At 69.6% G+C, this 24927-nt stretch carries 17 protein-coding genes; 11 read left to right on the forward strand and 6 right to left on the reverse strand.

Going from position 1 to position 24927, the window contains the following annotated elements:
• The 10 genes from ACQPYM_RS16655 to ACQPYM_RS16700 are packed head-to-tail and all read left to right on the forward strand — an operon-like array spanning position 1 to position 12391.
• Positions 1-1527, forward strand: a complete 1527-nt coding sequence (locus ACQPYM_RS16655; RefSeq protein ID WP_433021587.1) for a sugar transferase — start codon at positions 1-3, stop codon at positions 1525-1527.
• Positions 1528-1586: 59 nt separating this feature from the next.
• Entirely contained in the window at positions 1587-2351 is a 765-nt protein-coding gene (locus ACQPYM_RS16660) for a 3'(2'),5'-bisphosphate nucleotidase CysQ (RefSeq protein ID WP_433021589.1), read from the forward strand.
• On the forward strand, positions 2348-3256 hold the full coding sequence (gene cysD / locus ACQPYM_RS16665; protein ID WP_433021591.1) for a sulfate adenylyltransferase subunit CysD: 909 nt from the start codon (positions 2348-2350) through the stop codon (positions 3254-3256). The genes ACQPYM_RS16660 and cysD overlap by 4 nt, the downstream gene beginning before the upstream one ends.
• A complete protein-coding gene (gene cysN, locus ACQPYM_RS16670; protein WP_433021593.1) occupies positions 3256-4506 on the forward strand; it encodes a sulfate adenylyltransferase subunit CysN in 1251 nt (416 codons plus the stop codon). The genes cysD and cysN overlap by 1 nt, the downstream gene beginning before the upstream one ends.
• Positions 4503-6062, forward strand: coding sequence for a lipopolysaccharide biosynthesis protein (locus ACQPYM_RS16675; RefSeq protein ID WP_433021595.1), 1560 nt, complete (start codon positions 4503-4505; stop codon positions 6060-6062). The genes cysN and ACQPYM_RS16675 overlap by 4 nt, the downstream gene beginning before the upstream one ends.
• Entirely contained in the window at positions 6059-7144 is a 1086-nt protein-coding gene (locus tag ACQPYM_RS16680; RefSeq protein ID WP_433021597.1) for a glycosyl hydrolase, read from the forward strand. The genes ACQPYM_RS16675 and ACQPYM_RS16680 overlap by 4 nt, the downstream gene beginning before the upstream one ends.
• Entirely contained in the window at positions 7141-8073 is a 933-nt protein-coding gene (locus ACQPYM_RS16685) for a sulfotransferase (protein ID WP_433021599.1), read from the forward strand. Before ACQPYM_RS16680 ends, ACQPYM_RS16685 begins: the two co-directional genes overlap by 4 nt.
• Positions 8070-8987 carry a glycosyltransferase family 2 protein gene (locus tag ACQPYM_RS16690; RefSeq protein WP_433021601.1) on the forward strand — a complete coding sequence of 306 codons (918 nt, stop codon included), beginning with the start codon at positions 8070-8072 and terminating at the stop codon, positions 8985-8987. Before ACQPYM_RS16685 ends, ACQPYM_RS16690 begins: the two co-directional genes overlap by 4 nt.
• On the forward strand, positions 8987-9772 hold the full coding sequence (locus ACQPYM_RS16695) for a WecB/TagA/CpsF family glycosyltransferase (protein ID WP_433021603.1): 786 nt from the start codon (positions 8987-8989) through the stop codon (positions 9770-9772). Before ACQPYM_RS16690 ends, ACQPYM_RS16695 begins: the two co-directional genes overlap by 1 nt.
• A gap of 15 nt (positions 9773-9787) precedes the next feature.
• Positions 9788-12391 (forward strand): alkaline phosphatase family protein, encoded by a 2604-nt coding sequence (locus tag ACQPYM_RS16700; protein WP_433021605.1) that lies wholly within the window; start codon positions 9788-9790, stop codon positions 12389-12391.
• 15 nt (positions 12392-12406) lie between these two features.
• On the opposite strand, the gene ACQPYM_RS16705 is transcribed toward ACQPYM_RS16700, so the two are convergent.
• Genes ACQPYM_RS16705 through ACQPYM_RS16730 form a run of 6 tightly spaced genes read right to left on the reverse strand, consistent with a single transcriptional unit; the run spans position 12407 to position 20988 of the window.
• The gene (locus ACQPYM_RS16705) at positions 12407-13276 is read right to left on the reverse strand and encodes a sulfotransferase family protein (protein ID WP_433021607.1); all 870 of its coding nucleotides are present in this window, start codon (positions 13274-13276) and stop codon (positions 12407-12409) included.
• A 28-nt stretch (positions 13277-13304) separates the two neighbouring features.
• Positions 13305-14516: a hypothetical protein gene (locus tag ACQPYM_RS16710; RefSeq protein WP_433021609.1), complete on the reverse strand. Its 1212-nt coding sequence runs from the start codon at positions 14514-14516 to the stop codon at positions 13305-13307.
• A complete protein-coding gene (locus tag ACQPYM_RS16715) occupies positions 14503-15921 on the reverse strand; it encodes an O-antigen ligase family protein (protein WP_433021611.1) in 1419 nt (472 codons plus the stop codon). The genes ACQPYM_RS16710 and ACQPYM_RS16715 overlap by 14 nt, the downstream gene beginning before the upstream one ends.
• Positions 15922-15926: 5 nt before the next feature.
• On the reverse strand, positions 15927-17792 hold the full coding sequence (locus ACQPYM_RS16720; RefSeq protein ID WP_433021613.1) for a Wzz/FepE/Etk N-terminal domain-containing protein: 1866 nt from the start codon (positions 17790-17792) through the stop codon (positions 15927-15929).
• A gap of 53 nt (positions 17793-17845) precedes the next feature.
• On the reverse strand, positions 17846-19129 hold the full coding sequence (locus ACQPYM_RS16725) for a glycosyltransferase family 4 protein (protein WP_433021615.1): 1284 nt from the start codon (positions 19127-19129) through the stop codon (positions 17846-17848).
• The gene (locus ACQPYM_RS16730; RefSeq protein ID WP_433021617.1) at positions 19126-20988 is read right to left on the reverse strand and encodes a hypothetical protein; all 1863 of its coding nucleotides are present in this window, start codon (positions 20986-20988) and stop codon (positions 19126-19128) included. Before ACQPYM_RS16730 ends, ACQPYM_RS16725 begins: the two co-directional genes overlap by 4 nt.
• Before the next feature lie 277 nt (positions 20989-21265).
• Between ACQPYM_RS16730 and ACQPYM_RS16735 the strand changes: the two genes are divergently transcribed.
• Positions 21266-24925 (forward strand): PKD domain-containing protein, encoded by a 3660-nt coding sequence (locus tag ACQPYM_RS16735; RefSeq protein ID WP_433021619.1) that lies wholly within the window; start codon positions 21266-21268, stop codon positions 24923-24925.
• Positions 24926-24927: the final 2 nt, after the last annotated feature.

Below are 24927 nucleotides of genomic sequence, written 5' to 3' on the forward strand. Positions count from 1 at the left end.
GTGACGGAGCATTCCGTCATAGGGGAGGACGCGGCCGCTGTCTGGCCGCAGGTGCCTACTGAGTCGGCCGATCGCCGCCGGCCGGTCTGGGTCGTGCCCGACGAGGTGCCGGCGATCGTGCCGCGCAGCTCGCGGCAGACCGAGGCACGCTGGGTCGGTGTCTATCGCTGGGCCGCCGTGGGCGGTGATCTGCTGGCGGCGTTGATCGCGGTTTCCGTTGCCTTGGTCACCCGGTTCGGCTACGAGGTCGGCAACGCCTACCTGGTGATCGGCAGTCTGCTGCCGCTGGTCTGGGTGGCCTCGGTCGGCCTGTCGAAAGGCTACGACTCCCGGTACTTCGGCGCTGGTCCGGACGAGTTCCGGTCGTTGTTCCGGGCCGGAGTCGGCCTCACCGCCGCGGTCGCCATCACGTCGTACGTGACGAAGAGCGAGATCGCCCGTGGCTTCGTGGTCGCGGCGATTCCCGCGACCGTCGTACTGGCCTGCCTGCTGCGGTACATGCTGCGCCGGGATCTGCACCGCCACCGCGCCCGCGGACGCTGCATGCGCCGGGTGCTGGCCGTCGGCCGGAACGATCAGGTGGAGACGTTGGCCGAGCGCCTCGGAAGTCGTTCGCTGGACGGTTACCAGGTGGTGGCGACCTGTCGGCCGCGGGGCGATCTGGCAGCGAGTCCGCTCATTGCCGGTGAGCTGGACGAGGCGGACATCCTGGCGGCCGTCGACCGTCACCAGGTCGACGTGGTCGCGGTGGCCACCGACCACGAGCTGGCCGGTCAGTCGTTGCGCCGGCTGTCCTGGGCGCTGGAACAGCGCGGCGTGGAGCTGATCGTCTCGCCCGGGATCATCGAGGTCGCGGGTCCGCGCATCTCGATCCGCCCGGTCGCCGGGCTGTCGCTGCTGCACCTCGAACGGCCGTCGGTGAGCGGGGGACCACACGTGCTGAAGGCAATCTTCGACCGGGCCGGCGCGGTCGCGCTGGTCGTGCTGTTCTTGCCGATTCTCGTGGGTGTGGCGATCGCCGTGAAGCTGACCAGCCCGGGGCCGGTGCTGTTCCGGCAACGCCGGGTGGGCCGCGCGGGGGCGGAGTTCTGGATGCTGAAGTTCCGCAGCATGACGGTGGACGCCGAGGAACGGCGCAATGAGCTGCACGCGCTGAACGAGAGCAACGGCGTGCTGTTCAAGATCCGCGACGACCCGCGGGTGACGCCGCTTGGCCGCTTCATCCGGAGGTTCTCCCTCGACGAGCTGCCGCAGCTGGTCAACGTACTCCGCGGCGAGATGTCCCTGGTCGGCCCGAGACCCCCGCTGCCGGAGGAAGTGGCCGTGTACGCCGCCGACGACAGCCGCCGGATGCTCGTGAAGCCGGGACTCACCGGACTGTGGCAGGTGAGCGGTCGCAGCGATCTGTCCTGGGAGGAGTCGGTCCGGCTGGACCTGCGCTACGTCGACAACTGGTCGATGACTTTGGATCTGCTCATCTTGTGGAAGACCTTGCGTGCCGTGGTGGGGCGGAGGGGCGCTTACTGATCGAAGGCCGGCATCGCCGGCAGTAGTCACCGGGGGGTGGCTCTTGACGAGGGGGGACTATGTCGACGAAGTCCGACGCGGCGCTGGCCGGGCATCTTGCGCGGGAGGCCGGGGAGCTACTGCTCCACGTGCGCGCGGGTGCCGAGCGTGGTCGCGAACTGGGGGCCGCGGGTGATCTCCGGTCGAACGAACTGTTGCTGCGACGGCTGGCCGACGAGCGGCCGGCCGACGCGGTTCTGAGCGAGGAGGCCGCGGACGATCAGGTCCGGCTGGCCGCCGAGCGGGTGTGGATCATCGATCCGCTGGACGGCACCCGGGAGTACGGGGAGCCGCCGCGCAACGACTGGGCTGTCCACGTGGCGTTGTGGGAAGCGGGCCGACTCACAGCGGGAGCCGTCGCGCTTCCCGCGCTGGGAGTGGTGCACTGCTCGGATCCACCGTCCCTCCTGCCGGCACGGCGACCGGGAAGGTTGCGGGTTGCGGTCAGCCGCAGCCGGCCGCCGCAGTTCGTCGAGGCACTGGCTGAGGAGCTGGACGCCGAACTGGTCCCGATGGGCTCCGCCGGCTACAAGGCAGCCGCAGTACTGCGGGCCGAGGTCGACGCCTACATCCACGCGGGCGGCCAGTACGAGTGGGACTCGGCCGCTCCGGTCGCGGTGTGCCAGGCCGCTGGACTGCACTGCAGCCGGGTCGACGGAACCGGCCTGCGCTACAACCAGCCTGATCCGCTCCTGCCGGATCTTCTGGTGTGCAGGCCCGAGATCGCCGGCCTGCTCCTGGCCGCGGTGGCGGCCAGTTCCACCAATGATGTGAGCGTCGCATGAGCACCTTCAGCTACCAGTTGAGCCAGCTGGACGCGCTGGAAGCAGAGGCGATCCACATCATCCGTGAGGTGGTGGCCGAGTTCGAGCGGCCGGTGCTGCTGTTCTCCGGCGGCAAGGACTCGGTGGTGATGCTCCGGCTGGCGGAGAAGGCCTTCTATCCGGCCCGCATCCCGTTCCCGGTGATGCACATCGACACCGGCCACAACTTCGCCGAGGTGCTCGAGTTCCGCGACACCCGGGTCGCCGAGCTCGGTGTCCAGCTGATCGTCGCCAGCGTGCCGGACGCGCTGACCCGCGGCATCGTGCACGAGCCGCCGGACGGCACCCGCAACCGGATCCAGACGCCGGTGCTGCTGGAGGCGCTGGAGAAGCACGGGTTCACCGCGGTGTTCGGCGGCGCCCGGCGGGACGAGGACAAGGCCCGGGCCAAGGAACGGGTCTTCTCGTTCCGGGACGAGTTCGGCCAGTGGGACCCCAAGAACCAGCGCCCGGAGCTCTGGAATCTCTACAACGGCCGGGTCCACGTCGGGGAGAGCATCCGGGTCTTCCCGCTGTCGAACTGGACCGAGCTCGACATCTGGGAGTACATCGAGCGGGAGAACCTGCGGCTCCCGTCGATCTACTACGCGCACGACCGCGACGTGTTCGAGCGCGCCGGGATGTTGTTCGCGGTGACCGAGTTCTGCCGGCCGCGGGCCGGCGAGCAGACCTTCCCGGCCACCGTCCGGTACCGCACCGTCGGCGACGCGACGCTGACCGCGGCGGTCCGGTCGGACGCCGACACGGTGGCGAAGGTGATCGCCGAGATCGCGGTCACCCGGATCACCGAGCGCGGTGCCACCCGCGGCGACGACAAGTTCAGCGAGGCGGCGATGGAAGACCGCAAGCGTGAGGGGTACTTCTGATGGACATGCTCAGACTGGCCACCGCGGGCTCGGTGGACGACGGGAAGAGCACGCTGATCGGCCGGCTCCTCTACGACACCAAGACGGTCTTCGCCGACCAGCTGGACTCGGTCGAACGGGCCAGTCGCGACCGTGGCGACGACTACGTCAACCTGGCCCTGCTGACCGACGGCCTGCGGGCCGAACGCGAACAGGGCATCACGATCGACGTGGCCTACCGGTACTTCGCCACGCCGCGCCGCAAGTTCATCGTCGCCGACACCCCGGGCCACATCCAGTACACCCGGAACATGGTCACCGGCGCCTCGACGGCCGGACTCGCACTGATCCTGGTCGACGCCCGGAAGGGCCTGCAGGAGCAGAGTCGCCGGCACGCCTTCCTGACCACACTGCTCCAGGTCCCGCACCTGGTGCTCTGCGTCAACAAGATGGATCTGGTCGGCTACTCCGAGGAGGTTTTCGAGAGCATCCGCGCGGAGTTCACCCAGTTCGCCGCGAAGCTCGACGTCGCCGACCTGACGGTGATCCCGGTGTCCGCGCTGCTCGGGGACAACATCGTCTCCCGCTCGGTGAACATGCCCTGGTACGAAGGGCCCAGCCTGCTGCACCACCTCGAGAACGTGCACGTCGCCAGCGACCGCAACCTGATCGACGTCCGGTTCCCGGTGCAGTACGTGATCAGGCCGCAGTCCGAGCGGCACCGCGACTACCGCGGCTACGCGGGTCAGCTGGCCGGTGGGGTGATGAAGCCGGGCGACGAGGTGATGGTGCTGCCGTCCGGGCTGACGTCGAGGATCAGCTCGATCGAGACCGCCGACGGGCCGGTGGCCGAGGCGTTCCCGCCGATGTCGGTCACCATCCGGCTGGAGGACGAGCTCGACGTCTCCCGCGGCGACATGATCTGCCGGGTGATGAACGCGCCGAGCATGGTGCAGGACGTCGACGCGATGGTCTGCTGGATGGCCGACGCGCCCATGCGGGCGGGGCAGAAGTATGTCATCAAGCACACCACCCGGACGGCCCGGACGCAGGTCAAGGAACTGCAGTACCGGCTCGACGTGAACTCGTTGCACCGGGACCGGGACGCCGCCGAGCTCGGGCTGAACGACATCGGCCGGATCGGGCTGCGGACCACCCAGCCCCTCCTCTGCGACGAGTACCGCCGCAACCGCTCGACCGGCGGTTTCATCCTGGTGGACGAGGCCACCAACCGGACCGTCGGGGCCGGCATGATCAACGGGTCTGCATGAGCAGCCAACGGCTCGGGTCGCGCAACTCGGCCGGCGGCGACGCCGAGGCCGAGGTGCTCGCCCGTGGCGGTGCGCTGAACCTGGTGGGCGCGGTCGTTGCCGGGGTTGCCGGGCTGGCGCTCGTCGTGGTGGCGACCCGGGCGCTCGGCCTGGCCGAGGCCGGCCGGTTCTTCACCGTCATCTCGATCTTCCTGGTTCTGCAGACGGTGGGGAGGCTCGGCGCCGACCTCGGCCTGGTCTACTTCCTGGCCAGATTCCGTGCCCTTGGCAACGAAGAGCGGGTGAGCGCCTGCCTGCGCGCCGCCTTCGGGCCGGTCCTGCTGGTCGCCTGTCTGCTCGGTGGCGGTCTGGCGCTGGCAGCGGATCCGCTGGCTCGCTGGGCCCTGGACGGCGACGGTGGCGGCGCGGTCACGATGATCCGGTTGCTGGCCGTGCTGCTGCCGCTGGCCGTCGGGTACGACCTGTTGCTGTCGATCAGCCGAGGCTACAGCCGGATGAGGCCGACGGTGCTGCTGGAGAAGATCGGCCGGCCGGTGCTGCAGTTGACGGCGATGATCGCGGTGGCCTTGGCAGGAGGCGGTCCGGTCGCCCTTGCGGTTGCCTGGGGACTGCCGTTCCTGCCGTTCGCAGTACTGGCGTTGGGAAGCGCTCGTCGCGCGCTGCCCGCTAAGCATCTGTCGGGCGGCCGGACGTCGTTCACTGCCTCGTTCTGGCGCTTCACCGCGCCGCGGGCGGTCGCGAGTTGTGCCCAGATCCTCCTGCAGCGGCTGGACATCATCATCGTGGCCGCGTTGCGGGGACCGGCCGACGCGGCGATCTATGCGGCGGCGACCCGCTTCCTGGTCGCGGGCCAGCTCGGCAACCAGGCCATCTCGACCGCGGTCCAGCCACGGCTGAGCGGGCTGCTCGCGCTGCGCGACATGGTCCAGGCCGGGCGTCTCTACCAGATCTCCACGGCGTGGCTGGTGGCGATCAGCTGGCCGATCTTCGGCATCGCCGCCGCCTTCGCCCCCTGGATCCTCGATCTGTTCGGGGACGGGTACGACGAGGGATCGTCCGTGGTCGTCATCCTGTCCGTCGCGATGATGGTCGCCACCGCCTGCGGAGTGGTCAGCATCGTCTTGATCATGGCCGGCAAGACGGTCTGGAACCTGTGGAACACCCTGCTGGCCCTCGTTCTGAACATCGGCATCGACCTGGCCCTCGTTCCGACGCTGGGGATCGTCGGCGCGGCGATCGGCTGGGCGGTCGCGCTGCTGGCGGCCAACCTGGTTCCGCTGGCCCAGGTCTGGCGCTCCGAACGCCTGCACCCCTTCGGGGCCGGGACGCTGACCTCGATGGTGCTGTCCGGCTTGTGCTTCTGGGCTGTTCCGTTCACGGTCGGCGCCACTCTCGGCGTCGGCGGCTGGCAACTGCTGCTGGCCGGCGGCATCGGCACCGCGGCGTACGGCGTGGCCGTCTGGCGGTTCCGCGACGTCATGCAACTGGACGCACTACGGGCGATCGGCCGTCCCGGGCGTCGCACTGAATCCGCGATCGCTGGGGGATCGGTATGAGCAAGCGCAAGTGGTTGACCGTCGTCGTACCCGTCGGTGCCGTCCTGCTCGGTGTGGTGGCGTGGGCGGCCTGGCCGGGGGAGACCAAGCAGGCCAAGCTCGGCGGGATCCAGGTGCCGGCGAGCGTCACGCCGAGTGCGGCTGGACCGTCGACAGCCGATCCGGGCACCCTGCCTGAGCCGATGCCGGAGTCCGCGGTGCTCGCACCGGGCCGTCCCAAGGTCCCCACCCACGGCGTGTACGTCGGTGCCTGGGTCCAGCCGACGCCGTACTCGCAGCCTGGCCGGGTCGCGGCCGTCCGCAGCTTCGAGGGCTCGGTCGGACGGCCCCTCGACATCGTCGGCCTCTACCGCAAGGTGAACGACCCGTTCCCGACCGAGAGCGACCACATCCTGGCCCGGAACGCGATCCTGCAGCTGTCCTGGGCGAGTCCCGACATCCTCGAGGTGAACGACGGCCGGCACGACGCCCTGTTCCAGGCCAAGGCCGCGGCGGTGAAGAAGTTCGCCAAGCCTGTGCTGCTGCGCTGGCGGTGGGAGATGGACCGGCCGAACCTGCGGTCGGTCGTGCATCAGCCGGCCGACTTCGTCCGCGCCTGGCAGCGGGTGCACCGGATCTTCGCCGAGGCCGGTGCGAGCAACGTCGGGTGGATCTGGTGCCCGACCGCCCAGGGCTTCGCCGACGGCCGGGCGCAGCGGTACTACCCGGGCGATGACCAGGTCGACTGGCTCTGTGCGGACGTCTACCCGGAGAAGGCCTGGGTGAAGGGTGGCTACGAGCCGTTCGGGGCACTCGCGGACCCGTTCGTGAAGTGGGCCGCAGCCCGCGGCAAGCCGATCGTGATCGGCGAGTTCGGCGTGGCGGAGAGCTATGCCGGCCGCCGGGCGGACTGGCTCCGGGCGATGGCGACCTATGTGAAGGCCCATCCGCAGATCAAGGCGCTCGTCTACTACGCCGAGTCCCGGCCGGAGAGCCCGCCCTACTACCGCTTCCACCTGAACGGCGACCCGACCGCGACGGCCGCGCTGGCCGAGACCGCGGCGCAGCCGTACTTCGATCCGATGCGGAGGGCGGGCGGATGACCAAACTCCTTTACCTGGGCGGTTTCGGCCGCAGCGGGACGACACTCGTCGAGCGGGTGATCGGTCAGTTGCCGGAGGTCTGCGCACTCGGCGAGGTGACGCACCTGTGGTTCCGGGGCCTGCTCTGGGACGAGAGCTGCGGGTGCGGACAGCCGTTCTCCCGCTGCGACTTCTGGCAGCAGGTCGGAGAGGTCGCTTTCGGCGGGTGGAAGAAGGTCGACGCCGACGGCGTCCACCGGCTGGGCCTGGAGGTGGACCGCAGCCGGTACCTGCCGCAGCTCGCCACCCTGCCCAGCACCTCCGGCCTGCGCCGCAGGGCCCGCGAGTACGCCGACTGGTACGCGCGGATCTACTCGGCGGCAGCCATCGTGAGCGGTGCCGAGCTGGTCGTCGACTCGAGCAAGAACGCCTCCCTGGCCTACGTACTGCGCGATCACGAGGGGATCGACCTGCGCGTGCTGCACGTGGTACGGGACGCGCGGGGGGTGGCGCACTCGTGGTCCAAGGACGTGCCGCGGCCCGAGGCGCGGTCCGAGCAGCGGTCGATGGACAAGTACACCGCCTTGCAGTCCGCGGTCCTGTGGACCGTTCACAATCTCGCCTTCGAGGTACTGCGGCGGCGCGGCGTGGCGACCCGGCAGGTGCGCTACGAGCAGTTGACCGCCGGCCCACGGCGGACGCTGGCCGGGATCCTTTCCTGGCTGGATCTGCCGGCTGCCGAACTGCCGTTCGCGGCGGACGGTTCGGTCATGCTCGAGGCGTCGCACACCGTCGCCGGCAATCCGATGCGGTTCCAGACCGGGCGGCTCGAGTTGCGCACCGATGACGCCTGGCGGTCGCGGCTGAGCGGCTCCCACCGACGGCAGGTGACCGCGGTGACCTGGCCGCTGCTGCTGCGCTACGGCTACCCGGCCGGAGCCCGGCCATGACAGGCCAGGCCGCGGTGACCGTGGTGATCCCCACCAGGGATCGCCCGGCGTTGCTGCGTCGAGCGATCGCCGCGATCGCGGCGCAGGACTGTTCCGGTCCGGTCGACGTGGTCGTCGTCCACGACGGGACCGAGCCGGACACCGCACTGCCCGCGGAGTTCCCGCAGCTGCCGATCACTGTGCTGGAGAACAACCGGACGCCGGGACTGGCGGGCTCGCGCAACACCGGCATCCTCGCGACAACCGCTCCCTGGGTGGCCTTCTGCGACGACGACGATGTCTGGCTGGACGGCAAACTGTCCGCGCAACTGGCGGCGCTCGAATCGGACCAGGGTGCCGAGTTCTGCAGTTGCAGCATCAGAGTGCGCTTCGGCGACTCGCTGAGCGACAGGGTGGCGGGTCAGAACCGGATCAGCCACCAGGACCTGCTCCGCTCCCGGATGGCGATGGCGCACTCCTCCACCTTCGTCGTCGCCCGTGCTGCGCTGCTCGGCACGATCGGCCTGTTGGACGAATCCATCCCGGGGAGCCAGAACGAGGACTGGGATCTGTTGCTCAGGGCAAGTTCCCGGCGACCGATCGTGCACGTGGACAGTCCACTGGTCGAGGTCCTGTGGGGGAGGACGTCCTTCTTCGGCCGGCAGTGGGAGACCAAGATCGACTCGCTGGAGTGGATGCTCGACCGCTACCCGGCGATCGGCGCGTCCGGCCCGGGGGCGGCGCGGGTCTACGGGCAACTGGCGTTCGCGTCGGCCTCCCTCGGGGAACGGCGCCGCGCGGTCGGCTGGGCGATCAGATCCGTCCGGGCCCGCTGGTGCGAGCCGCGGGCCTTCATCGCCTTGGCGGTGGCGGGCGGCGTGGTGTCCAGCGAGACCGTCCTGGATCGGCTGCATCGGCACGGGCGCGGTGTCTGATGGCCGTCCCGTTGATGCCGGTGCGCAAGGTACTGCGGGGCGTTGCGTTCGACTGCTGTACCGAGGCCGAGGCGGTCGAGGCGATCGTCCGGGCGATCGACGAGGGACAGGGCGGCTGGGTGGTCACCCCGAACATCGACATCATGCATGCCCTGGATCGCGACCCGTCGCTGCGCGACCTGGTCGCGGGAGCGGATCTGGTCGTGGCCGACGGGATGCCGCTGATCTGGGCGTCGCGACTGGCCGGGGATCCGCTGCCTGAGCGGGTCACCGGCGCCTCGCTGATCTGGTCGCTGACGGCGGCGGCCGGACTCTGCCATCGGAGCGTCTATGTCCTCGGCGGTGCCGAGGGGGTGCCCGAACGGGCCTGCAAGGTGCTGTCCGGGCCGGAGGTGGGCGGGCTGGTGGTGGGCGGTTACTCGCCCCCGATGGGGTTCGACCGGCTTCCGGGTGGTGACGAGGAGATCCGGCGCCGGCTGACCGAGGCCGCGCCGGACATCGTGTTCTGTGGCTTCGGTTTTCCCAAGCAGGAACGGCTGATCGTGACCCTTCGCGACGCGTTCCCGCACACGTGGTTCATCGGCTGCGGCGCAGCGGTGGACTTCGCGGCCGGCGACGTACGCCGGGCGCCACGGTGGATGCAGGACCGTGGTCTGGAGTGGTGCTACCGGCTGGCCGCGGAACCGCGACGGCTGGCGCACCGCTATCTCGTCGACGACGCGTGGTTCGCCCTGCGCCTGCTGGGCACCGTCGCGGTCGGTCGGGTGGTCCGGTCGCCGGACTGAGCCCGGGAGGTTCTGATGGACAGAGTTGTGAAGTACCGGCCGGCAGTGGTCGGCCTCACCGCGCTCGCGCTGGTTTCGTTCTCCCTCGCCGCGACGCCGTCGATCCCGGCCACCGCCGCGCCCGGGGCAGTCCTGTTCGTGACGGCCTCGCCCGCCTCGCCGACGACGGCGGAGAACGCCATCGTCGCCCGCCTGCAAGCGGCCGGGGGAACCGTCACGCCGGCCGACGACGACACGGTGACGGCCGCCCAGGCCGGGGCGCACAGCTTCACGCTGATCAGCAGTTCGGTCAGCAGCAACTCGGCCAACCTGATCTCGCAGCTGAGCGGCTCGGCCGATCCGGTCTGGGTCGCGAAACCGTACCTGCTGGACAACTTCGGTCTCACCGGGCCGGTCGCGGAGACGGACTACGGCAACATCAGCACCCGAACAGCCACCGTGACCGGTGGTCATCCGATGTCGGCGGGCCGCTCCGGGCTCGTCACCTTGTTCAGTGCCAACCAGACCATCGGCTGGGGGCGTGCCGTGACCGGCTCGACCCAGGTGGCGACGGTGGTCGTCAACGGGGCGACGCGGCAGACCGCGTTCGTCGTACCGAAGGAGGAACTGCTGGCCAACGGTGCTCGTGCCGCCGGGTGCCGGTTGACGTTCCCGTTGTTCGGCTCGCCGACGGTGGTGACGACGGACTACTGGGCCTTGTTCGACGCGACCGCGCAGTACGCCGGGGACGGCTGTGGGGCGGTGCCGGTGGACACGCCACCGACCGTGTCGATCACCAGTCCTGTCGCCCAGGCCACGGTGGCCGGGACGATCACGATCCGCGCCACGGCGACCGACGACGTCGGCGTCGTCTCGGTGACGTTTGCCGTTGACGGCAACAACCTGGCCACGGACACGACGGCCGAGGACGGTTGGGCAGCGGACTGGAACACGACGGCGGTGGCGGACGGGACGCACACCCTGCGCGCCCGCGCGGTCGATGCCGTCGGCCAGTCGGTCGACTCGACGGTGACCGTCACCGTCCGGAACTCGACGTCCAGGTCCGTTCTGCTGGTGGTCGCGAACCCGGCGGCGCCGACCGCGGTCGAGAACTCGATCGCCGCGCGACTGCGCTCGAACGGCGCCGGCGTGGTCGTTGCCGACGACAACACCGTGACGGCGCAGTCGGCAGCCGCGCACACCTACGTCGTCATCAGCCAGTCGGTCAGCAGCAGTGCCCCCGGGGTGGCGACCGGCCTGGCGGCGTCCACCCGCCCGGTGTGGGTGGCCAAGCCCTACCTGCTCGACAACTACGGCTTGACCGGCAAGAAGGCCGAGAGCGACTACGGCAACACCAGCGTGCGGACAGGTACCGTCATCGCCGGCCATCCGATGTCGGCCGGCCGGTCGGGCGTGGTCACTCTGTTCAGCGCCAACCAGACCATCGGCTGGGGCCGGCCGGCGGCGTCGGCCACCCAGGTCGTCACCGTCGCCGCAGCCGGAGCCACTCGCGCCACGGCGTTCGTCATCGCCCAGGGCGGGACGCTGGCCGCTGGTACGGCAGCACCCGGGTGCCGGCTGACCTTCCCCTTGCCTGCCAACGCTGCCGGAGGGACCACCCACTACTGGGCCCTGTTCGACGCCACCGACCGGTACGCCGGTGCGGACTGCGGCACACCGCCGGTCGAACCGGTAGACGGCAAACTCGTTCTGCTGATCTCCGTCGACGGGCTCAACCCCGATGCCATCACCACCCTCGGTCCCGCCGGCACTCCGGCGTTCCACCGGCTGATGGCCGAGGGCGTCTCGACCCTGAACGCCCGGACCACCTACGAGTCGACCCAGACCCTGCCGAACCACACCTCGATGGTGACCGGCCGGCCGGTCACCGAGCCGGGCGGGCACCAGGTCACCTTCAACGAGGACAACGGCTCGACGGTCCACGTCAGCGCGGGTGGCTACGTCGCCGGCGCTTTCGATGTCGCGCACGACGCCGGACTGCCCACCTCGCTGTACGTCGGCAAGACGAAGTTCGACTTCCACGACCGGTCCTGGAACCCGACCAACGGCGCGCCCGACGTCACCGGTCCTGACAACGGCCGGGACAAGGTGGACACCTACGTCGTCGGCACCGGCGGTACCAACACGCCGGCGGTCATCGACCGGCTGCGGGCAGGGCTGACTGGCTTCACGATGCTGCACTTCCACGAGCCCGACGGGGCGGGGCACGGCAGCGGCTTCATGAGCCAGACGTATCTCGAAGCAGTCACCCGCACCGACGCCTGGATCGGGCAGTTGCTCACGGCAATCGCAGGGGATGCTTCGCTCGCGGCTCGGACCACAGTGCTGGTCACCTCCGACCACGGCGGACTCGGCACCTCGCATGCGGACGCGACCCAACTGGCGAACTACCGGGTGCCGTTCTTCGCCTGGGGCGCGGGCGTGGCCCGAGGCAACGATCTCTACCAGCTGAACCCCGACCGCACCGATCCCGGCACCGGCAGGCCGACGTACACGGCGAGCGGTCAGCCGGTCCGCACGGCCGAGGCGGGCAACCTGATCACCGAGCTACTCGGGCTTCCGGTCGTGCCGGGCAGTGGGATCAACACGAACCAGAGCCTGGATCTCACCACCGGCTGACGGAGGAGGGCCGGATCAGCGCCGCCAGGACGGGGTCCGGCCCCACCACGCCGCCAGCTTCTCGTCGTACGGCTGGAAGTGCGCGTCCAGCCGGTCCCGGAGCTCGGCAGGCAGGGGAGAGCGCGGCCTGGCGTTGTGGCGTTCGAAGCGGATCCCCGACGCCGCCGGAAGGCCGAGGAACTCCAGTACGCCGGCGAAGGCGGGCTCCGGGTCGGTGAAGAAGTCGCCGCTGTCCACGACGTGCAGGCGGTCCCGACCGACGATGCTCTCCAGCCGGACCAGGTGATCGACGTACTGGCCGCGGCTGACGTAGCCGTGGTGCTGGTGCGAATGACTCTGGTACGCCGGGTCGGTGGACAGGCGCTCGGCCATCCCCTCCAGGCGGGACTCCTCGAGCTCGATCGCGCGCTCGAACGGCTCGGTCTCGTAACCCCGGGCGAGCTCGTGCGCGTGGGCGGAGTACGCGCGCTCGACCGGGTCGCGGAGGAGCACCACCAGCTTGACGCCGGGCAGATCCGCGTTGATCCGCTCGGCGGCCAGGGGGTGGAACATGTAGTACGGACTCGACTCGAACGTCAGCGGCCGGTACCCCACCTGCTGGGCGACGCGGCGCGCGGACAGCTCCAGCGGAAAGTGCGCCTTGTACCAGCCGAATCCGCGGTCGTAGTGGTTGTCGAAGTAGTGGATGCCCTTGTGCAGCACGGCTTTCAGCACGCCCGGGTGCTGGCTCAGGGTGCGGTACATCGACGTCGTACCGCAGCGCTGGGCGCCGCAGATCAGGAAGCCGGGGGTCATCCGGGCCTGCGCGGTGATCCGGCCGAACGTCACCGCGACGTCCTGGCCGAAGCGCTGGACGGGAGCGGGCAGAGTGCGAGCGCTGATCATCGCGAGTTCCTCCGTGCGTCAGTGAGTTTCACAGCTTGTGGACCGCCGTGCGAAGTGCGGGGACCAGCCAGTCCTCGATCCGGCCGCCGTGTCCCCCGGCGGCGGCCTGGTCGTCGTTGAGGTAGCGGGTGCCGAGCTCTACCAGGTACAACGCCGCCGTTGTCCTGGCCGCACGCTCGGCGACCTCGAAGGCCCGCAGGCCGGCGGGTGCTCCGTCGATCACAGTGGCCGCGGCCTGAGCCAGTGGAACTCCTCGCTGGACAGTCGCGCTCTGCAGATCATGGTGAAGCCGGTCATAGCCGTAGGGGACCGGGTCCGTCAGGCGCTCCCAGTCCCAGACGAGCAGCCGGCCATCGACCGGGGCGCAGTTCCACGGTGTGAAGTCGCCGTGCCAGGCTCCGAAGGTCAACGGCTGCTCACCGGCGACGGTCACCAGGTCGGTCAGTTGGTCGACCACCGACGCCTGCGCGGGCGTGGCGTTGCATTGCTCCAGCCGAAGACGGAGTCGTCGCAGGTACTCGCTCGCACCCAGCGTCTGCTCGGTCGCGGGCACCAGCCCCGCGATCTCGGTCATTGCTCGGTGTCCCCGGCTGCTGTCGTTGTCCCGCTTGCCCCAGACCGGCAGCGCGCCGATCACCAGGACGTCGAGGTCGTTCCAGACGTCGTGAGCCAGCAGAGGCGGCGTACGGACTGTCTGGAAGCTCGCGTCCGACAACCGGCGCAAGGCCGACGCCTCGTGCCGCACCAGGCCGGAGGTGCGGGCATCGACACCGATCTTGACGAAGGCGATGGTCTCGCCGCTGGTCGAGAGCACCTGGAGCACGGGTTTGCGATTCGCTCGCGGCGCTGACAGATGCAGACTGACCAGCACGTCCTGCCCGAGCTTGTCCGCCAGGTGCGCGGTGATGCCGTTGTCAGTTCCCCGGCCGAGGGCGACTCCGTCGGCCAGAAACCGTTGGACCGCACCGGTTCGCAGCCCGGCGGCCAGCCCAGCTGCTTTGACCCGGCCTTGAAAAGAAAGTTGTTCGCCGTAGTGCCGGACTGCCGCGGCGGCCGCGCGTCGTGATCCGCCTGGTACCAAAAGCCTCGGCCGGTTCGCGTTCGGCAGCAGCCAGAAGTCTGCCTCGGCCGCGGGGACGCCGGTCGACATGTCGTGCGCACCAGGCCACAGCAGCGCCGCGATGTCGTGGAGCCAGTCCAGCCGTCGAGTCGCGTCGGTCGCGCCGTCAGTGGTCAGCACGGCGGATCCTCTCCCGGACCGGTCCGGCCGGGATCGCGTCACCGTCCGGCAGGATCCCGCGCCGGATCAGATCGTTGCGCCAGAGCAGGGCGACCGAGATCATCGTGATGGTCAGGGCCGCCGGAACGCTGTTGTAGAAGAACATGTAGACGAAGGTCAGGCCGACCACCAGCACCCCGCCGATCCCGATCGGCGACACGTCGCGCCGGTAGCGCCAGCAGGAGTAGGCGAAGAAGCTCAGGAAGAGGCCGGTGCCGACGAACCCGTGCGAGAACAGCAACGACCAGAACTGACCGGTGCTGCCGATGGCGAAGTTCCCGCACTGCGGGCACTTCGGCGTCTTGCCGACCGTGATCGTCTTGTCGCTGCCCATCGTCTTGCGGGTGCCGCCGTAGCCCAGGATCGGTGACGACTTCGCGCCGTCGAGGGCGCGGCCGTTGAGGAAGCCGCGGATGTTGTCACTGTGCCCGTGCTCGAACCGGGAACTGACCATCGTGCCCAACGGCGTGGCGACGAACGCCACCGTGCCGAGCAGCAGGGCAGCGGTGGCCACCGCGACCGCACCGAGACGGCCCAGCAGGATCAGCCGGCCGACCAGATAGAGCACGGACAGGCCGACGCCGAGCCACAGGCCGCGATTCAGGGAGTAGACGACCGGAACCATCGCGATGGCCAGGACGACGACGCAGAACACCCGGCCGCCCCGCAACCTCAGCGCCCACCAGCCGGCCGCGAACCAGACCAGCAGCAGCGAGAGGTTGTTGCCCCAGAAGTTCGTGTAGCCGAACGGCGCGGACGGCCTGGGGTTCTCGTAGCCGAGCACGGCCTGAACCTGCGCGACGGTCGGATGGGTGATCGCCTGGATGTAGGGGTCCGCCCGCAGCGAACCGGGCAGCAGGTACTCGATCGGCGAGGTGAACGACAGGGTCGGCACCAGTACCCCGAGCAGACCGCCGATGACGGTGGCGATGAAGAGGGTGCCGAGCCAGCTGATCACCCGGCGCTGGGTCACGATCGTGGTGTCCAGGTTGCCGACGTACAGCAACGTGACGGTGATACCGGCGAACTCGCCGATGTTCAGCAGGACGGAGATCAGTCTCCCGATCGCGCTGCCGGCGATCGTCCCCGGTGGGTCGAACGGCAGCATGATCAGCGAGATCAGGATCCACAGGCAGAACAGCAGCCAGATGCCGAATCCGGGCGGGACCCGGACCGGCCGGTTGCGCAGCAGATGCAGTGCCATCGGCACGGCCAGGATCGGGAAGATGAAGGTGGACAGGCCGAGCGCCCACCACAGCGGGAACAGGCAGAGCAGCGCGAACAGCGGCCAGCCGCGGGCCGACCGGGAGAGCCGGGCCGGGGCAGGCCGGACGATCCTGGCCGGCTGCCCGATACCGATGGTCATCGCGCTCAGCCGCGGCGGGCGACCACGGACGCGTCGGGCGAGTTGCCGCGGCCGTCGGCATCGTCGTCATCGCTCCCGTCGCCGGCACCTTGCGGCTGGTGGCCGTTGGCCGACTGCGCCTCGGGCTGCGGAACCTCGTCGACGTTCTTGTCGAAGTCGTCCGGTACGGCGATCTGCTCCGTGATCCGTTCACTGAACGGCTCACGGAAGGGCCCCTCGAGCGGCTCGGTGACCTGGTCCTCGGCCTGGCCCGCGGCCGGCTCGATCGCCTGCTCGCCGGCAGGCTTCGGGACTTCGCTCTCCACCGGATCGGTCTCTACCGAAGTGGCAGGGGAGGCGACGACGGCCGGTGCCGCTCCGTTCGAACGCTGCTTGCGTCCGCGCCGGACCAGGACGACACCGTGGACCGGCTTGCCGATCTCCTCGAACTGGTGTCGCGCGTCCTCCAGCTGGGCCCGGGTGGTGAGCTTGAGCTCGGCCACCAGCAGGACGGCATCGGCGAGGCCGGCCAGCGACTGGGCGTCCGCGCTCGTACTGGTGGCAGCGACCGCGATGATGACGTAGTCGTACCCGTTGCCCAGCGCCCGCAGCAGCCCACCACCGCGAAGTCCGAGCAGAGCCGCCGAGGCGCCGGAGCTCGGCACACCGGGGGAGACGATCGCCAGCGCGGGATCTTCCCGTACGACGGTCGGTTCGGCGGCAGCCGGGTCGACCACCGCGAGCAGTTCGGCCAACGGGCGGGCGTGCGGGGCACCCATCATCTGGCTGAGGGTGTTGTCGTCGTGATCGGTGGAGATGAGCAGCACCCGCTGACCGCTGCTGTGCAGGGTGAGCGCCAGGTTCACCGCCACCGCTGCCGGCGCAGTTGTCTCGGTCGCACCGGTGACGAGAACAGTGACCGGTGCGCTGCCCTGCTTCTTCGGCAGGGCGTTCGAGACCCGCCGGAACGCTTCGAAGGTGGTGGTGCCCACAGCGGCCGGCACCAGCCGGTCCAGTGCTCCGGGCTCGCCGACCACCGGCAGCGCGAACAACTGCTCGACCTCGGAGGCGCTGCGGACCCGGCGGTCCGTACGCATCCGGAGGGCCGCGACGGCCAGACCGAGGAGAAGCCCGAGGCACAGGCCGGCGACCAGGATCGTCCAGGCGGCGGGGCCCGCACTGCGACCCGGCAGCTCCGCGTCGTTCAGCACGCGGCCCGGCGTCACGACCGTCGTGGTCAGCTTGCCCATCAACTGGTTGAGGCCCTGCAGTTGCTGGGTGAGCAGATCACGCTGGGCCGAGTAGTAGGCGCGCTCGGCCGAGCCGTTGGGGAGCTTGGCCAGCGTCTCCACGACAGTCCGCAGGCTTCGCAGGGTCAGGGTCTGCTGGTTCTTGATCGCCGTCATCTGGGCGTCGAGGCTGGCCTGTGCCGAAGCGGCCCGGCTGCTCAGGTACGCCTGCGCGAACGCATGCGCACCCTGCTGGGCCTCGGCCGGGGTGACCGCCGTGAAGGAGATCGACAGCACCTCCGTGTTCGGCGGTACTGCGACCGCCACGGCCGCGGCCAGGTCACCCGGCTCGCCGGAGCTCTTCATCAGCTCCCGCGACTTGGTGGCCACCTCGGTCGACCGGACCAGCCGTGCCTCGGTGTCCAGGTTGATCTCGGAATTCGTCCGCCCGTTGGCCAGGTCGGCGGTGTTCTGCACACCGGTGGGCGTGACGAGCACACTCGCCACTGACGTGTACTGCCCCTGCTGGAGCTGCAGATACCCGAACGCGCCCAGCAGACCCAGTACCGCGCCGATCGCGATCACCGGCCAGCCTCGGCGCACCATGCCGAGGTAGTCGGCGAACCCGTCGGTCGCCGGAACGTGTGTGGTGGATGACCCCATGCTGCGTTTCCCCCCTGCAACGTGACTCTGTGTGACGCTTTACGCCGGTCCCCTCAGTCACTGCTTTTGATGCTAACCCCTTGTGTCCGTCCCGCCCAGGCATCTGACGGAACCGACACCTCCTGGTAGACAGCCAGTGTGCGGTCCACCAGGCCGTTCCAGTCGTACTCACCCTCTGCTCGGCGACGTCCTGCCTGCCCCATCCGCCGACGGCGCACCGGATCGGCGCACAGAGCGCGGATCGCGGACACCAGCTCCCGGTGGAAGCTCTCCCGGTTGTCGACGTCCAGCAGGATCGCGCAGTCGTCGTCGAGCAGCTCGGCAGGACCGCCCCACCTCGCCGCAATCACCGGACGGGCAGCCGCCATGGCTTCCAGGACCACCACCCCGCCGGCTTCCTGCAAGCTCGGGAAGACGAACAGGTCGCAGTCGCTCAACGCTTGGGCGCAAGCCTCCGGGGCAAGCCAGCCGGTGAAGGCCACCTGCTGCTCGACTCCCAAGGTGGCGGTCAGCGCCTCCAGCTCCTTGCGCTGCGGGCCGTCGCCGACGATGGTGAGCCCGGCCGGCAACTCGTCGGCCACCTCCGCAAAAGCCCGCAGCAGCAGGTCGACGCCCTTCAGCGGCACCAGCCGTCCGACGAAGCAGAGCTGCGGCACCTCGCCTTCTGTTGCCTCGACCGGTGGCCGGCCGAGGTCCACCCCGATGTCGCTCAGCCGCCGGACCTCGCCGCGAAGACCCGTTGGCAGCAAGGCGCGGGTCCGGTCGTTGGCCACCAGGACGACAGCAGCTTCGAGCCGCCCCGGAAGGAGCCGGTTGAGTACGCCGCGGAGTCGTGGGGCGGACAGCTTCCGCACCCGGTCGAACCGCGAGTCCCGGCCACGAAAAGCCGGTGGCAGATCCATTCCGCCGTTCAACGGACCCATCACCACCGGTACGCCGACCCGGCGCACAGGGGAGGGGATGGTGGGCGAGACACTGATCGGCTGGTGCACCACGGTGATGCCGAGCTCGCGAACCAATCGCCGTACCGCCGGCATCATCGCCTGCTGACGCTCGAGCTGGGTGACGCTCCAGGCCAGTGCGCGCCCTGCGACGGGCAGCCGTTCGCCGATCGGCAACAGCGGCCCGAATCCTGGCAGCGAGTCGACGCAGAAGATCCGGTCGGCATCGTCCGGCCGCGTGGCCCGCAACTCGGCGCCGCAACTGGTATGGGTGAGGAGCCAGGCCTCGACGCCACGATCGCGCAGCCGGCCGAACAGCTCCAACGGGATCGCGGCCTCGCCGCCCAGCCGGGCCGAGGCGTAGTGGGCAACGACGAGGACCCGAGGGCCGTTCACACCGCTCGGTCCTTCGGAATCGACTTGGCCGGTGCGTCGCGCAACAGCCAGACCGGGTTGCCGAACGCGGCCGGAATCCCTTCCTTGGTGAGGATCTCGACCCGCACGAAGACCGACTTCGAGGTGTCGACCTCGACGGTGGCGACGCCGTCCCGGTCGAAGGTCGCCGGGTCCAGGGCTGTTCGGACCACTGGCGGATCGGTCTGGTCGGGCCCGGCCCGGTCGACGATGCCCTGCACGGTCTCCACCCGCCCTCCGTCCGGCAGACCGGTGGTGAGGATTCGCAACGTCCGGGTGGCTTCACCGGACACGCTGACCGATCCCATCCTGACCCGGTCGTCGACCAGCATGTCGAGCGAGCCACGGAACAGGTTCGGGTCACCGAAGTACGCGCGACCGCCCCGCAGCGCGGCCAGCAGCTCCTCCGTACTGGTCCCGGTGGCCCAGGCCCAGGTGACGAAGTTCAGCAGTTCCTTCGACCAGTCGATGCCCTTGTGATCGTCGCTGACGCCGGTGCCGGTGAGATAGACGGCGTTGCGCGAAAGGCTGTCCCACAAGGAAACGTGCCGGCTCAGGTCGCAGCCTCCGCGCAACCGGTAGCCGACCTCGAGCAGGTCGCACTTCAGCGCCCGGTTGGCGATCATCTCGGCCGCCTTGATCCTGGTCGCCTTCAGCTGCTCGGTCGCGCCCAGCCGCCCGCCATCGGTTCCGAACGGATGGTTGTACGACGCGAGGCCGCCGGACCGGTGCACCATCGCGACCGACGCGGTGGCGTCAGCGGGATCCTGCGTCGCCTCGATCTCCCGGCCGGACAGATCCGGCAGCGCGAGCTTGCCGCCGTACCAGCCGAGGTGCGGCGTGGTCAGGGACAGCTCGAGGGCCTGGATCTGCCGCACGGTGGGGAACTGCGGGGAGTAGGCCGTCATCAGATCGGCCTGGGTCCGCAGCGGATAGGTCTTCGTGGTGCGCGTGCGCAGGAACCGCAGTCCGGCGAAGTCCGCGGTCGCCTGTTGCTTGCCGTCGGCAACCGCCACCACACTGAGCTCGAACATCGAGGCGTCCCGCCCGTCGAGCCCGGGCCACAGAGCGCCGAGGTCGTCGGCCGGGATGAGCCGCAGCGTGGTCCACTGACCGGTCGGCGCCTCGAGAGCGACGATGCCGGTGCGGTTGCGGACCTTGCGGGCGCCCGGCAGACCGCCGCCGCCGACTCGGTACGACAGCCGGTACCGCCCGGCGGACCGGCCGTTGCGCCGGGGCCGGTGCGAGCTCAGGATCTCGATCGCCAGGTAGGCGGCGGCCGACACAGTCACCGGAAAGATGTCGATCTCGAGGACCTGGCCGTCCAGCGACGCGCGGTACCGGTCGTTCTCGGCCTGACCGGTCAGCCGGTGCTCGACCGTGCCCGTGCCCGTACCCGTCACACCGAGCCGCAGACCCCTGGACCGGCTCCTGCCCGGTGGCGGGTCGGCCAGCGGGCCGAAGCGGCGGATGGCCACCGGTTTGCCTTGCACACTGGGGATCCAGCGCCAGGCCAGGTCGTTCTCACGTTCCACCTGGGCGCCGAACGTCACTTCCTGCTGGTAGCCGTGGGCGCGCATCCGGTGATCGTGCTCGGTCCACCAGATCACGTCGACGCCGGAGCGCACCGCCTGGTCCAGCTGTGCCTCCATGCTCCCCGGACCTTCACTGAAGGAAGCGTGGACGTGCATGGCCATGCAGTACGGCTTGCCGGTGCTGGGAAAGGGTCCGTCGGCGGAACCGAGCTCGGGCCACCAGCGCTTGGCGCCGATCGCTGTCGCGGCCGAGACGGCGGCCAGCGCCGAGCCCGCGATGACGGTTCGCCTGCTGACGCCGGTCACATCAGCGGCCGGCGTGTCGAGAGGGTGATTCCGTCATCGATCTGTCCACACACAGTGACGACGTGACGGTGGGTGGCGAAGAAAATACGAAGCAAAGCATCTACTGGATTCCCCCCAGAAGAGAAGCGGTTTTTGCCCGGCCGTGGCCATGGCGTCCCCGAAGTAACTGAGTGTACTCTCCGATCGGGGCCACATAGCAGTGCTGATTCCGGGGGGAAGAAGTGCCAGCCGTGGCAGGGGAATCGATGGGGGAATCATGCGCTCATATCGAACGGGCTTGGCACTGTCTGTAGTTGTCAGCGTCGTGACCGCGGGCCTGGTGGTGACCGGCGCGGCGGGACCAGCCGCCGCGGACACCATACCTGCTGATCACCCATCGCACGACCGGGTGGTGTCGGAGGAACCGGCGCCGTGGACCCCGCAGATCAGGGACGGAAAGATCCGGGCGCTCGCCCAGACCGGCAACACGCTGGTCGCGGGTGGCACCTTCACCGAGGTGTCGTCGTGGACCGGCAACGGCGTCGTCGCCCGGACCAACATCGTTGCGTTCAACGCGACCACCGGCGCCATCAACAGCGGCTTCAACCCGTCCATCACCGGCCAGGTCGAGGCGCTGGCGCCTGGTCCAACCAGTGACACCGTCATCATCGCCGGTGCCTTCAGTCAGGTGAACGGCGTTGCGGGCAAGGTGTTCCTGCTGAACGTCAGCACCGGCCAGACGGTCACCACCTTCAAGGCGCCCGGTATGAACGGTGCTCCGCAGGACCTGGTGAAGGCCGGCAACCGGCTGTTCGTCGGGGGGAACTTCACTTCCGTCGGCAATACGCCGCGTGGCGGCTTCGCTACGTTGAACGCGACCACGGGCGCGCTGGATCCCTTCCTGGACGTCCATGTGGCCGAACACCACAACTACACCGGCCAGGACGGCGAGGCGATCGCGCCGGTCGGCGTCCGGGCGCTCGACGTGTCACCCGACGGCCGCTGGTTGGTTGCCATCGGCAACTTCAAGAAGGTCGACGGGCTGGACCGCGACCAGATCGTGATGCTGGACCTGGCCGGCCAGACCGCCGAGGTCCGGCCGGACTGGCGGACCCGCCGCTATGAGCCGCGGTGCTCCTACCGATCCTTCGACTACTACGTCCGGGACGTGTCGATCGCTCCCGACGGCTCGTCGTTCAACGTCGCGTCGACCGGCGCCCCGTACCCGGGAACCCTGTGCGACACCGTGACCCAGTGGTCGATGGCTGATACCGGCGACGCAGTGGAGCCGACCTGGGTCGACGACACCGGCGGCGACACGATCTTCTCCGTCGCCAACTCCGGTGCCGCCGTCTACAACGGCGGTCACCAACGCTGGATGAACAACGCCGGTGGCACCGACTCCTCGGCGGCAGGCGCCGTGCCGCGGCCCGGCATGGGCGCGGACGACCCGAGGTCAGGTACCCCACTGTCGTGGAACCCCGGCCGTCAGCCGCGCGGCATCGGCGCCGAGGCGCTGCTCGTCACGTCCGCCGGACTCTGGGTCGGGAGCGACACCAACTACATCGGCAACCAGGAACACTGGCGGCCGCGGATCGCCTTCTTCCCGGTCGCGGGGGGAAAGAAGTACGGCCCGGGTGCGGGTACGCAGTTGCCGGCCAGCGTCTACAGCGCCGGCACCAACCCGCCGGCCACCAACTTCTACCACCGGATCAACGCGGGTGGTCCCAGCCTCACCAGCCTGGACAGCGGCCCGAACTGGTCCAGCGACAACGGACTGTTCAGTTCGGTCCACAACTTCGGCAGCAGCAGGGCCAGCTACCCGGCAGTGCCGGCCGTCGACGCCACCGTGAGCGACCAGGTCCCTCGAGCCGTCTTCGACACCGAGCGGTACGACCCGGCCGGCTCGCCCGAGATGATCTGGACCTTGTCGGTGCCGAACGGTCAGCCGGTCGACATCAGGCTGTTCTTCGCCAACCGATCGGCGTCCGGGTCGCAGCCGGGGCAACGGGTCTTCGACGTCCTGATCGAGAACGTCACCCGGCTGGACGACTTCGACATCGCGGCCGCCGCGGGACACGAGACCGGCACGATGCGGCAGTTCTCGGTCGTGTCCGACGGCTCGATCCGGATCGAGTTCAAGCACGTCGTCGGCAACCCGCTGATCAACGGCATCGAGGTGGTGAAGGCCGGCTCGGTGACGCCGCCGAGCGCGTACCTGGTCAGCACCCAGTACGACGGGGTGACCACGCCCGCGACGCCCACGGCCGCGCCGGCCGGGACGATCAACTGGGGCGCCGTCCGCGGCGCGACCATGATCGACGACGAGCTGTTCTACAACACCTCCGACGGTGTCTTCCACCGCCGCACCTTCGACGGTACGACGTACGGTCCGGACCAGCTGATCGACCCGTACACCAACACCGAGTGGACCGGCGTCTCGACCGGGTCGGGCAGCAGCGTCTACACCGGCAAGAAGCCGACCTACTACAACGACATCCCGAACATTCGCGGGATGGCCTATCTGGACGGGCGGCTCTACTACACCCGGACCGGCTCGTCGCAGATCATCTCGCGACGGTTCTCCCCGGAGAGCGCGATCCAGAGCAACGCGACCACCACGGTGCCCGGTTTCTCGGTCACCAACGTGCAGTCGATCTTCTTCAGCGGCAGTTGGCTGTACTACACCAACAGCGGCACCGGCACGCTGTCCCGGGTGGAGTGGGCCAACGGTGCTCCCCAGGGCGCGGCGACGGTGGTCAGCGGTCCGGGCGTGGACTCGCTCGACTGGAGCTCGCGCACCGTCTTCCCCGGGCCGACGGCCAATCAGATGCCCACGGCAACTATCGGGAACCCGTCCTGCACGGATCTGGACTGCGGTTTCGACGGTTCGGGATCAGTCGACCCCGACGGCAGCATCGCGTCGTACGCGTGGAGCTTCGGCGACGGCGCCGAGGGCACCGGTGCGCAGCCGAACCACTCCTACACCGCGGCCGGCGAGTACACCGTCTCGCTGACGGTGACCGACAACCGCGGGGGCCAGGCGTCGACGACCCGTGCGGTGAGTGTCACCGCGCCGAACCAGAAGCCGGTTGCTGTGATCGCGGCCCCGCAGTGTTCGGAGCTGTCCTGCGACTTCGACGGCTCAGGCAGCACCGATGCGGACGGCACGATCGTGTCCTACGCGTGGGACTTCGGCGACGGGGCGACCGCGAGCGGTGCCACCGCTTCGCGCGACTTCGCCGCATCCGGCGGTTACCAGGTCGAGCTGACGGTCACGGACAACGAGGGCGGCGTCGGTACGGCGACCGTGCCGGTGTCCGTCGGCGCGGCACAGTTCGCAGCCAGTGCGATGTCGACCGGCAACACGACGGCCGCCAAGGTCACCGTCCCGGCCGGTGTGCAGCCCGGCGACGCCCTGCTGCTGTTCGTCACGACCAACTCGCTCGGCCAGACGTCGGCTCCGGCCGGCGCGGGGACCTGGGCGCTCGAACACCGTCGCGAAGCTGCCTCGATGGCGACCACGCTGTACAGCAAGGTCGCGCAGACCGGCGACGCCGGCAAGGAACTGACGCTGACCTCGGCGTTGCAGAAGATCGACCTCCAGTTGGTCGTCTACCGCGGAGCCTCGGCCGGCGATCCGGTCGCGACGGTGGCGAGTGCGGCCGACGTGAGCACCGCGTCGCACACCACGCCGGCCGCCGCGGTGAGCGGCGGCGGTCAACTGGCCGTCTCGTTCTGGGCGGACAAGTCCAGCTCGACGACCGACTGGACAGCACCGGCCGGTGTCTCGGTGCGAGCCGAGCAACTGGGCGCAGGGAGCGGACGCTTGACCACGTTGCTGGCAGACGCCGAGGTACCCGGCGGAGCGGCGACCTACGGCGGCAAGACCGCCATGACGGATCAGGTGAGTTCGCGCGGTGTCATGTACACCGTGCTGCTCGCACCGGCCGGCTGACG

Origin of the sequence: Kribbella sp. CA-294648 (assembly GCF_050943845.1) — a bacterium.
Classification (GTDB): Bacteria; Actinomycetota; Actinomycetes; order Propionibacteriales; family Kribbellaceae; genus Kribbella.